Consider the following 9,156-nt stretch of genomic DNA (forward strand, 5'->3'; position numbering starts at 1 on the left):
CTTGTGTCCGGGCGGCCGCCAGCAGGGCGCCGACCCGGGGGCGCGTCATAGAGGCTCCCCGCCGGCCGGCACAAGGCACCCCGTGTCGAACGCAGGGCTTCTCTGGGGTGGAAACGAAGCGGGGCCCGACCCGGACGTACCGTGTCGAGCCCCGCATGCCCCGGGCGCCTTGGAGGGCGCGAGGAATCAGTTGTAGGTGGCCGTGTACGTGCCGGCGGGAGCGGCGTCGATGAACGCGAAGCTCACGCCCTTGATGGTGCGAATCACGGTGGTGACGGGGGCGCCGGCGCGGGTGACGGACGTCAGGTTGCGGCCGTTGGCGGCGCGCGTGGGCACCATCAGCGACAGGTTGCGCGCCGGGTTGATGACGTTGAACGTCAGCTGCGTCCCGGTGAAGGCCAGCGACGACACCTGCGTCGCCTCGCGCGCGTCGACCCAGTCGAGCAGCTGGCGCGCGGTGATGACGGGCACGCCGTCACGCTTGGCGGCGGCGATGATGGTCGCCGAGCCGGAGGTCCCCGCCGACGAGTGCGAGTCCACGTGCATGTTGGCGTTGATGGCGGCGTAGTAGCCCTTGGTGCCGAGCGCGTTGGCCAGAAGCGTGTCGATGTGCGTGGAGAGCGTCTGCCCGGACTCGTCCGTCAGCTGCGTGGCGAGCTGGTAGACGTCCAGCGGCGTGCCGTCCAGGTCCGCGAAGCGCATGGCCAGACCGGTGCCGGTGAAGAGGCCCGGCCGGTCGAGCACCCACTCGTGGGGCCAGTAGTAGTAGTTCGTGTCCAGGCGGATGCCGTGCAGGCGCGACACCTTGGGCTGGGTGGACCAGTCGCTGAACGCGATGCAGTGCGTGCGATTGGTGGTGGGCGCGGGCACCAGCGGATAGGCCTGCGAGAAGCCCTGGAGCTGCGGGGTGAAGAAGGCCGGGTCCAGCGTGTTGGCCGTGTAGTCCGCGCAGCCGGTGTTCACATGCAGGGCGTACTCGAAGCCCTGGGCCACGTAGCTGTTGGCCTGGGTGGCCGTCAGCCCGCCGACGTAGTCGTAGACGGTGCCGCGGATGCACTCCCAATCCGCCACGCTGCAGCCCGGGGCGCTGTCGGTCAGGTACTGGTTCCACCGCGTGGTGGTGAGGCCGCTGGGGTGTCCGTCGCCCGTCATCACCACCAGGGCCTTGTGCGAGCGAGGGAAGTACCACAGGCGCGGCAGCGGCACGGAGCTCGTCTGATGCAGCACGTTGGCCAACAGGCGCTGCTGCTCGTCCGCCTGGGGAATCTGGACCTTGTCCATGTTCACCCAGTCCGGCTGCGGGTCGAACGCCGCGTTGCCGTAGAACATGTCGTTGGCGCGAGCGCCCGGGCCGATGGTGGAGCCGTCCCGGTTCTGTCCCTGCCACGCCGGGTTGCCCTGGCGGGTGAGGACCACCGACTTCGCCAGGTCGTACATGAAGGCGGTGGCGGTGCCGCTGCCCACGGTGCGCTGGCTGATGGCGGTGTACGTCGTCGGGGTGGCGGCGTCCGAGTAGAGCGTGGCCACGGTGCGCGTGCCGGCGGTGACGGTGCGGCGGTCCGCGGGGCCGTGGTACTGCATCGTCTCCGCGGTGATGCCCGTGCCCGGCGCCTGGGTGGTGTTCACCAGGAGGTAGCCATTGCTCAGCGTGCCCTGCGAGGCATTGAGCCCGAGCAGCGACTGGAGGTTGGCGGCGGGGCGCAGCGCGATGAGGCTGCCGCCCGCGTTCACCCAGTTCGTGATGAGCGTCACCTGGGCGGCGCCCAGCGTCTGCTCGCCGAGGATGAGGACCTTGTAGTCATTGAGCGACACGCTGACGCCCAGGTTGCCCGCGTCGGTGGTGGCGAAGGACGCGATGCCCTCGGCCTCCAGGATTTCGCGCAGGTAGTCCGTGAAGGGATTGCCCGGCGCGGTGGCCACGAGCACGGGGCCGGCGCCCTGGACGCCCGGACGGGGCGGCGGGCCGTAGGACTCGAAGATGACGTCCACCCAGTAGTTGGTGTTCTGGTGGCTGCCGCTGGGGAAGGTGGACGCGGAGGCGTAGGTGTAGACGCCGTTGCCGCCGGAGGTGGTGGCGCCGGGCAGGGCGTGCAGGGGAGGCGCGTCCACACCGTTGGCCAGGCCGTTGTTGTTGAACGAGTAGCCGCCGAGCGGCGCGAAGTACGACGCCACATAGGTGGTGCCGGCGGTGATGGCCACGGGCGAGGAGAACGTCACCTCCTGCCAGCCCACCGCCGTCTCGTTGGTGAAGGTGGCGGTGGCCAGGTTCAGCCCGGTGGCGCTCCACAAGTTGCCCACGTGGGTGCCGTTGTTGCCGGCGCCCTTGTAGAAGCGCACGCCCTTGACCTGCCCATCCACGTCCGAGCGGAACTTCACGCCCAGCTCCACGGGCAGCGTCTCGGTGGAGGTGGCGTTGGCGGGCAGCGCGTTGGGCGGGAAGATGCGGTAGGCGCCGTCCTGCGGCTGCGTCGGGGGCGGCGCGCCGGTGGCCTGGAAGACCACGTCCACCCAGTAGTTCGAGTTCTCGAAGCTGTTGACGGGGAAGGTGCCCGCGGCGCCATAGGCGAAGACGCCGTTGCCGCCGCTGGTGGCGCCCGGCAGCGCGAACAGGGGCGGGGTGTCCTGCCCGGTGGAAAGTCCGCCCTGCTCGAAGGCATAGGCGCCCACGGGCGCGTGGTAGGACGCGATGTACGTCGTGTCCGCGGCGATGGTGACCGGCGTGGAGAAGAGGACCTGCTGCCAGCCGGTGGCCGTCTCACCCGTGAAGGTGGCGAACGCCAGGCGCTGGCCATTGGCGCTCCACAGGCTGCCCACGTGGGTGCCGGTGTTGCCCGCGCCCTTGTAGAAGCGCACGCCCAGCACGTCGCCGGTGACGCTCGTCTTGAACTTCACGCCCAGCTCCACCGCGGCGGAGTCATTGGTGACGGAGGCGACGGGAGGCGTGGGGTTGGAGGGCCACAGGGTGACGGGCTCGGCCGGGCGGAAGACCACGTCCACCCAGTAGTTGGAGTTGCCGAAGGCGGTGGCGGGGAAGGAGCCCGCGGCGCCGTAGGTGAACACGCCGTTGCCGCCGTTGCTGGGGCCCGCGAGCGCGTGCAGCGGGGGCGCGTCGTGGCCCGCGGCCAGGCCGCCGTTGTTGAACGCGTAGGCGCCGTTGGGCGCGTGGTACGAGGCCACGTACGTCGTGTTGGCGCTGATGCGCACCGGCGTGGAGAAGAGGACCTGCTGCCAGCCGGTGGCCGTCTCGCTGGTGAAGGTGGCGAAGGCCAGGCGCTGACCGGTGGCGCTCCACAGGCTGCCCACGTGGGTGCCGGTGTTGGTGGTGCCCTTGAAGAAGCGGATGCCCAGGATGTCTCCCTCGACATCCGAGCGGAACTTCACGCCGAGCTCCACGGCGGAGAAGTCATTGGTGACGGACGCGACGGCGGGGGTGGAGCCGGGCGTGAACAGGGTGAAGGTCGGCTGGGCTCGGGCGGCGGCGGGCAGCACGAGCAGCACCGCGGCCAGGAGCGCCAGCGTGGGGACACGCGGCACGCTCGCGACCCGCGCGGGTCGTGACTTCGGGGGTGTCATTCGGACTTCTCCTTGGGGGGATGGCACGACAGGGCAAGGCAGGCACGGCGGCGCCATGTCTAACCCAGACATCGTGCTCATTTCCAATCGAAGTCGCTGACTGAACGTTCGCGATTCATTGCCATCTCGCGCGATTTTTCGTCTGTATCGAGCGCGCGCTGAGATGGGAAACCACGTCGGACAATGGAGGTGCGGGGTGCTCCAGGTGGGTGTCTCAGGGCATGTCAGACGCTTGCTGTAGAACGAGCGGCCCCGAGCCGTGTCTCGACCTGGTGACGAGCGACCCGTGTGTCTCGGGTCGCTCGGGGAGCCGCGTGGAATCAGGCCGGCAGCGAGCCCTCGCCGGTGGAGAGGATGTTCATGAAGTCCTTCACCTTGCGCACGTAGGTGGCGTCACCGGTGCCGGCGGGGATTGCATCCGGGTTGCTCTTGTCCACGCCGTTGGGGCCGGAGTTGTAGGCGCGCAGCGCCAGGTCCCAGCCGCCGAACTGCTCCTTCATGTCCTTCATGTAGCAGGCGCCCGCGAGGATGTTGGTGGCGGGGTCGGACAGGTCCTTGCCGGCCAGCTCCGGGTGCTTCGCCTGCAGCTCCTTGAACGTGTTGGGGTTGACCTGCATCAGGCCGGTGTCCGTCAGCCCGTTGCCACCGTTGGTGGTGACGGCGGCGAGGTCACCGCGCGACTCTTGCCAGATCTGCGCGGCGAGCATCTCCGCGGGCACGCCCGTCTTGGCGGCGGCGGACTCGATGGCGCTCCGGAACTTCTCCAGGCCCGGGGGCAGGTTGCCGCCGAGCTTGCCCGAGCCCTCGGTGGGCACCGAATCCGTGCTGGTGGGCGGCGTCAGCGGGGAGGTGCCGAAGCTGGAGGGCGGCGTGGAGGCGTCGCCGATGCTGGGAGGCGGAGGTGGGAGGACCGGGGCGCCCGTCGGCGTGGGGTTGAGGTCCAGCGGGGGACGGCCGCTCGACGCGGGCGCGGCGGAGAAGCCGCTGGTGTCGAACGGGGACGTGCCGGGCTTGGTGCCTTGCAGCCCCCCCTGGAGTCCCTGCGCGCCGCCCTGGGCGGACAGCTGGGAGACGACCTGGACCAGCGTGTTCATCACCGAGAGGGTGCTCTCGAGCAGCTTGCCCAGGTGGGCCTTGTTGGGGGAGCCCAGGTCGAAGCCGTCCTGCTGGAGCCCGGGGCCGCCCGTGCCGCACCGCTGGGGCGTGGTGGGGCGGATGCAGCCGCCAGTCTCCGCGCCGCGCAGCGCGGAGGTCTGGGGGGCGGACACGGCGGTCTTCTGCAGGGGCGCGATGCTCATGGCGGAGGCCTCGGGGGAAGGAGTGTGGCGACCCGGGAGGCCATAGCAGCGCGTGTGCCAGCGCCTCCGGGGAGGAGGGCGGCGGGCAAACCCTGGATGTTGCTGGGAGGCGCGAGCGCGGGCGGCTCACGCCCTGGTGACGGCAGACATCAGGCCGATGTTCGGCCTCACCAGGGGGCGTGGATCAGCACTCGGGGAGGCCGACGCTGAGGTTGGCCACCTCGAGCACGTTGACGGCGAGGCCGCCGCGGGCGGTCTCCTTGTACTTGTCCTTCATGTCGCGGCCGGTGTCGCGCATGGTCTTGATGACCTTGTCCAGGCTGACGAAGTGGCGGCCGTCGCCGGAGAGGGCCATGCGCGCGGCGTTGATGGCCTTCACGGAGGCCATGGCGTTGCGCTCGATGCAGGGCACCTGGACGAGCCCGCCGATGGGGTCGCACGTGAGGCCCAGGTTGTGCTCCATGGCGATTTCCGCGGCGTTCTCGACCTGGAGCGGGGTGCCGCCGAGCACCTCGGTGAGGGCGCCGGCGGCCATGGAGCAGGCGCTGCCGACCTCGCCCTGGCAGCCGACCTCGGCGCCGCTGATGGAGGCGTTCTCCTTGTAGAGCACGCCGATTGCGCCAGCGGTGAGGAGGAAGCGCACGACGCCGTCCTCGTTCGCGCCGGGGGAGAAGCGCCAGTAGTAGTGGAGCACGGCGGGGATGATGCCGGCGGCGCCGTTGGTGGGGGCGGTGACGACGCGGCCTCCGGCGGCGTTCTCCTCGTTGACGGCGAGCGCGTAGAGGTTGACCCAGTCGAGCACGGTGAGCGGGTTGGTGAGGCCGGCCTCGGGGCGGCTGAGCAGGCGCTGGTACATGGAGCCCGCGCGGCGCTCGACCTTGAGTCCTCCGGGGAGGATGCCGGTGGACGCGCAGCCGCGGCGCACGCAGGCCTGCATGACCTCCCAGATGCGCAGGAGGCCCGAGCGGATGTCCGCCTCGGAGCGCCAGGTCTTCTCGTTGGCCATCATGAGGGCGCTGATGGGCATGCGCTCGCGCTCGCACAGCTCCAGCAGGGTGGCGGCGGACTGGAAGGGAAAGGGCAGCGGGGTGGCGTCCGGGCGGAGGGGGGCCTGTCCGGAGGTGGCGGTCTCGTCGACGACGAAGCCGCCGCCGACGGAGTAGTAGACGCGCGAGGCCAGCTCTACGCCGTCGGCGCCGAACGCGGAGAAGCGCATGCCGTTGGGGTGGAAGGGCAGGGTGCGGCGGCGGTGCATGACCAGGTGTTCGCCGTCGCGGAAGGTGATGTCGCGCTGGCCGAGCACGCTGATGCGGCCCTCGGTGCGCCAGCGGGCGACGATGGCGGGGATGCCCTCGACGTCGACGGCCTCGGGGGTGTCGCCGCGCAGGCCGAGCACCACGGCCTTGTCGCTGCCGTGGCCCTTGCCGGTGGCGCCGAGCGAGCCGAACAGCTCGACCTTCAGGCGGGTGAGTTTTTCCAGATGCCCCCCTTCCGCCAGGCGCACGACGAACGAGCGCGCGGCGCGCATGGGCCCCACCGTGTGGGAGCTCGAGGGACCGATACCAATCTTGAAGAGGTCGAAGACGCTGACAGCCATCGCGGGCGCAACATGCCACGTTTCCACTTCCGTCCCACCGTGACGTCGCGGTTCCCTGTGAGGCGCGTGACTTCTTGGCGTGCCAAGGAGAACAGGGTTGTCGGGACACCGAGCAGGCATGCACGGGGGAATGACGCGCGTCACCGTGGAGGACGCACTGCGTCGCGACTGCGGGCTGTGTGGCGGCTGTGGTGGACGGAGTGTTCCTGGGGGACTGGAACCCGCGTGTCGGGCGTCAGGCGACGGAGCGTTCGGGGAGGGCGATGACGGTGGCTTCACCGCTGCGCTCCTCTTCGTTCATGGCGAGTGACTTGCGGTACTCGGCGGCCTCGGCGATGCGGGTCAGCTCGAAGTCGCCGTGGTGCTTGCGCACGGCCTGGGCGATTTCGTCGAGGGTGGCGCGGAAGAACTCCTTGCGCTCGTTGACGCGGTTGACGCGGCGTTGGGCGAAGGTCTTGTGCAGGGCGGCTTCGAGCGACGGCGCGTCCGCGGTGCGGATGATGGCGTGGACGTCGAACTCGAAGGGGACGGAGGCGTCGCCGAGCTCGTCGATGCGGTCCTGGGGGACGAGCCGTCGAGTCATGCCGACCTTGTAGATGTTTTCGCCGAAGGAGCCGATGTTGGAGATGACGTAGACGTGGCCGGTGCGGGTGAGCTGGGCCTGGGAGATGGCGCGCTGGCGCTCCTGGTCCTCGACGACGCGCCGCTCCAGCTCGGCGATGCGCTCCAGGAGCTTCGCTTGCGCCGAGCCCTGGCTCTTATCCAGCTCCTCGCGGGCCTTGCGCAGGGCCTCTTCGTCGCGCTGGGCCTCGCGTTCGGCCTCCAACTTGGCGCGCTCCAGCTCGCGCTGGGCGGCCTCCTCCTCTCGCATCTGCTCTCGGATGCGGCGCTGCTCCTCCTTCTCCTCCTGGCGCTTCTCCTCGTACTCGTGGGCGAGGCGGAGCTCCGCGAGCTTCAGCTTCACGTAGGGCTCGGCGATGGAGCACTGCTGAATCTCGGTGAGGGCGTTGATGGCCTCGGCGGACTTCTGGATGCGGGCCTCCATGGCCTTGATGTTCTTGTAGGTGACCTTGGCGACACAGGCGTCGGCCTCGCCGTTGAAGGCTCGCAGGATGAGCCTGAGGGTGCGGTCCGTCTGTTTCTTGCCTTCGGCCTTGCTGCCATTGACCTCCCATTGGATGCGACAGGACGCGGCCTGCTTGTTCTTGAGCAGGGCTTTCTGTTCCTCGCGGAGGCGGTCGAGGCGCTGCTCGTACTTCTCCGAGGAGGAGAGGTTGTAGATGGGCTTGTAGAGGCCGTAGGAGCGCAGGACGGCTTCTTCCTCGAGCGGTTGCAGCTCGGCCCGTAGGTTGACGATGAGGGCCTCCAGGCGGGCCTTCTCCTCGCGGACCTGGGTGGCCTCGGCATCGAGGCGCGTGCGTTCCAGCCGGATGGCGTGGTTCGTGGAGGAGTTGATGCGCTCCACCTCCTCCCTGGCGTCACGGATGGCGGTGTCCGCGAGCTCTCGCTCCCGGGCCAGCTCCGCCGCCACGCGGGTCCGCTCGGTGGCGAGCATGTGCTCGGACTCGGCCTGGGTGCGCTCCAGCGCGGAGAGGATCCGCTGGCGCTCGGCCTCCACGTCGAGAATGGGCTTGAAGCGCGCCTGGAGGGCACGCAGGCGCAGCGCGGTGCGAACCAGGAGCCCCAGGGACAGCAGGCTCGAGAGTGCCAGGACCCAGACGACAGGTTGCATGCAGGTATCCCCCGTGAAGTCCCCGCGTCCAAGGTCCGCGGAGGTGACCCACTGTGAGCCTGTGGGGCGGCCAGGGGAATCACACCCGGGTGGTATTCCCCAATGCCACCGTGGAAGCCCGCTTCCGTCATGCTCCCCAGATCCGAGTCTTCGAGCGAGGGACCGACCTGCTCACGGATGTGGAGCCGACGATTCTCTCCGCCCAGTACAACACCCTCAGTCCCGTTGCCGAGGAGGTCTACGTCCACGCGGTTCCCGACCCGGCTGCGTTTCGAGAGCTCTGTGATGCGCACTGCTCGCGGGAGGCCATCCTCCAGGCCCTGCAGTCCTGAGTGGGAAGGATGAGGGTCCCTCGTAGGGGCCTATGAATCCCGTCCACCATGAGCATCGAACTGTATGCGCCCCCACCCCTGGGTGGATGAGGCGGGAGGCCCCATCCGTCCAGGAGCCTTGGTTCGAAGTCTCTCGCGGTAGACGGCTGTCCATGCTGCGGGACACCGATTCGGTGGCTGCTCACTCTGGCGATTGAGCGCGTGCGGAGCTGGACCGGGCCTCTCGGCAGCAAGGGGCAAGACCCCTATCTTGTGTGTGGGATTGGAGGCGACATGCCTCTGCTTCCCTGGAAAGCCAATTGCAAGGGGGTCGTCAGCTTGGGAGTGCTCCGCACTTCTCTGCGCCTTCGCGAATTGATGACCCAGGACAGGGCCTCTATCGGTGTGTGTGCGGAATGGCCCGCCTGGACCTGGTGTGTGAAATATAGACGTCAGTGATTGGGGTGGACATTGGGACCGAGAGATAGGCAGGGGGGCTCGATGATGTCGGGTCTCTGGGTACTTGTAGCGTTGGTGCTCCTTGGGGGAATGACCGCACGCGCCGAGCAGAGGGCTCCGACGTGGGTGAAGACCTATCCGCCGGTCGCAGAGGACGCGCCGTTCGAGCTTTCCAGTCCGCTTCTG

General features: G+C 69.1%; 5 protein-coding genes. 1 reads left to right on the plus strand and 4 read right to left on the minus strand.

Translation table 11 applies throughout. The features are described from left to right. Nucleotides 1-186: 186 nt before the first annotated feature. The 4 genes from OWM54_RS28980 to OWM54_RS28995 all read right to left on the minus strand — a co-directional run bounded on the left by OWM54_RS28980 (nucleotide 187) and on the right by OWM54_RS28995 (nucleotide 8,200). Nucleotides 187-3,573, minus strand: coding sequence for a DUF4082 domain-containing protein (locus tag OWM54_RS28980; protein WP_267699604.1), 3,387 nt, complete (start codon nucleotides 3,571-3,573; stop codon nucleotides 187-189). A 320-nt stretch (nucleotides 3,574-3,893) separates the two neighbouring features. Then, nucleotides 3,894-4,871 carry a lytic transglycosylase domain-containing protein gene (locus OWM54_RS28985; protein WP_267699605.1) on the minus strand — a complete coding sequence of 326 codons (978 nt, stop codon included), beginning with the start codon at nucleotides 4,869-4,871 and terminating at the stop codon, nucleotides 3,894-3,896. 184 nt (nucleotides 4,872-5,055) lie between these two features. Next, a complete protein-coding gene (locus OWM54_RS28990; RefSeq protein WP_267699606.1) occupies nucleotides 5,056-6,468 on the minus strand; it encodes an L-serine ammonia-lyase in 1,413 nt (470 codons plus the stop codon). Between the two features lie 235 nt (nucleotides 6,469-6,703). Then, nucleotides 6,704-8,200, minus strand: a complete 1,497-nt coding sequence (locus OWM54_RS28995) for a DUF4041 domain-containing protein (RefSeq protein ID WP_267699607.1) — start codon at nucleotides 8,198-8,200, stop codon at nucleotides 6,704-6,706. An 89-nt stretch (nucleotides 8,201-8,289) separates the two neighbouring features. On the opposite strand from OWM54_RS28995, the gene OWM54_RS29000 reads away from it, so the two are divergent. After that, the gene (locus OWM54_RS29000; RefSeq protein ID WP_248546847.1) at nucleotides 8,290-8,532 is read left to right on the plus strand and encodes a hypothetical protein; all 243 of its coding nucleotides are present in this window, start codon (nucleotides 8,290-8,292) and stop codon (nucleotides 8,530-8,532) included. Nucleotides 8,533-9,156 lie beyond the last annotated feature (624 nt).

The organism is Myxococcus sp. MISCRS1 (assembly GCF_026626605.1).
Taxonomy (GTDB): domain Bacteria; phylum Myxococcota; class Myxococcia; order Myxococcales; family Myxococcaceae; genus Myxococcus; species Myxococcus fulvus.

Bases quoted from the DNA above. Each gene is read 5' to 3' on its own strand.
- OWM54_RS28995 (WP_267699607.1), bottom strand. From the start codon at position 8,200: ATGCAACCTGTCGTCTGGGTCCTGGCACTCTCGAGCCTGCTGTCCCTG.
- OWM54_RS28990 (WP_267699606.1), bottom strand. From the start codon at position 6,468: ATGGCTGTCAGCGTCTTCGACCTCTTCAAGATTGGTATCGGTCCCTCG.
- OWM54_RS28980 (WP_267699604.1), bottom strand. From the start codon at position 3,573: ATGACACCCCCGAAGTCACGACCCGCGCGGGTCGCGAGCGTGCCGCGT.
- OWM54_RS28985 (WP_267699605.1), bottom strand. From the start codon at position 4,871: ATGAGCATCGCGCCCCTGCAGAAGACCGCCGTGTCCGCCCCCCAGACC.